The 1,760-nt window shown below is 67.7% G+C and carries 2 protein-coding genes; one reads left to right on the plus strand and one right to left on the minus strand.

Annotated elements, in window-relative coordinates; translation table 11 throughout:
• On the minus strand, positions 1 to 645 hold a 645-nt coding region (locus FNH04_RS48455; RefSeq protein ID WP_228032062.1), incomplete at its 3' end, for a response regulator transcription factor.
• A gap of 335 nt (positions 646 to 980) precedes the next feature.
• Between FNH04_RS48455 and FNH04_RS45645 the strand changes: the two genes are divergently transcribed.
• Positions 981 to 1,589, plus strand: a complete 609-nt coding sequence (locus FNH04_RS45645; RefSeq protein ID WP_322725745.1) for a carbonic anhydrase — start codon at positions 981 to 983, stop codon at positions 1,587 to 1,589.
• Positions 1,590 to 1,760: the final 171 nt, after the last annotated feature.

Genomic DNA, 1,760 nt, shown 5'->3' on the forward strand with positions numbered 1-1,760 from the left:
CTCAAGGCCCCCGCCGTCGAACGCGCCCGTGTCGGAGATCCCCGCAGCCGGAGCCCCCGCACCGTAGCCCCTGTGGTCGTACGCCCCCGAGCCCGAGGACCCGGGCACGCCGAACGGATTCCCGAACGGATCAGGCGCCCCGAACGGATCAGGCGCCGCGAGCGGATCGGTCGCCCCGAACGGATCGGCCCCGCTCCCCGCAGCGCCGAAGCCCCCGCTCGTACTCGTCGTACCCGTCGTACCCGCCCCATAGGCCTCCGCACCCGCGAACTGCCCGGCCTGCGCACTCCGTTGCGTCCGCCGGGTCACGGCACGTACACGTGCCACCAGCTCGCGCATGCTGAATGGTTTCGCCAGATAGTCGTCGGCACCAAGTTCGAGGCCCAGGACGCGGTCGGCCTCCTCGCCCCGTGCGCTGAGAATGATGATGGGCACGTCCGAGGTCTGCCGGATACCGCGACAGACATCGATGCCGTCCATGTCCGGCAGACCGAGGTCGAGCAGCACGACATCGCCGTACGGCCCCCTCAGCCCCTCGGTGCCGGTGGCGACATGATGGACCGCCAGCCCGAAGTGCCCCAGACCCTCGGCGAGCGGTTCGGCGATCGTCTGGTCGTCCTCGATGAGCAGCACTCGTACGCCCATGCGTTCCCGTCTCTCCGTGAACCGTCAACAGCAGCCAGGCATCGGGACAGCAGGAATTCCGTTGCCGTGGAGCTGACACGCTACAAGAGCGGTCAATGGCGCGTCGCGCAGATCCGGGCCAATGTGAGGAGCCGCTCAAAAACCGACCCGGACCCGCGGCCTTGACGTTCTCTTAGCCTTCCCCGAGGACACCCGGACAAAGTCTGGGCCATTCCTGGCCGCGCTTTAGTGTTCTCCTAACCTTCGTCTGTCAGTCGCTGTTCTACGGTGATGAGGACCCGGTCGAACCCCCACCGAACCATCTCTGACCTGGTCAATCACTGCCGGGAGGAACCGTGAAGGCATTGCTGGACCGCGCCCGCTCGTTCAAGCGACGGGTCGACTTCGAAAGCGGCGAATACCGGAAACTGGCCGAAGGTCAATATCCCGAGGCGCTGTTCATTACCTGCTCGGACTCACGGGTCATACCCGCCCTCATCACGGGAGCACGGCCCGGAGAGATATTCGAGCTGCGGAACGCGGGCAATATCGTTCCGCCTTTTGGGCAACCGGGGGCCTCCGGCGAGGCCGCCACCATCGAGTACGCACTGGAGGTGCTCGGCGTTCAGGACGTCATCGTGTGTGGCCATTCCCACTGTGGTGCGATGGGCGCGATCAGGTCCGGCGACGACCTGTCCAGGCTGCCGGGTGTGGAGGCCTGGCTGGATCTGGCCCGTCCCCGGCTCGCCCCGGTGCTCGACGGCACCCCGATGACCGACCCGTCGCTGTCGGACGTGGTGCAGCTGAACATCGTCAACCAGCTCGCCGCCCTGCGGGAGTACCCCTCGGCTCGGCAGTGCCTCGACGCGGGCCGGCTGCGACTTCACGGCTGGTACTACGAAGTGGACACCGGCCAGGTCCATGAGCTGGACGAGGACGGCCTGTTCCGGGTACACGCGGCATGAGCGGCTCCCACGGAAGGCACGCCCGGCGGGACGCGTGGGAGACCTCCGCGCAGCAGGTCGCCTGGGAGACACTGGCCGGCCAGGACCAGTGGGGAAGGCCCTCGACCGACAAGGAGTGGGGCACAGTCCCGCGCCAGGACGCGTGGGCGACACCGCCCCTCCCACCCGAAC

Source organism: Streptomyces phyllanthi (assembly GCF_009377205.1).
Classification (GTDB): Bacteria; Actinomycetota; Actinomycetes; order Streptomycetales; family Streptomycetaceae; genus Streptomyces; species Streptomyces phyllanthi.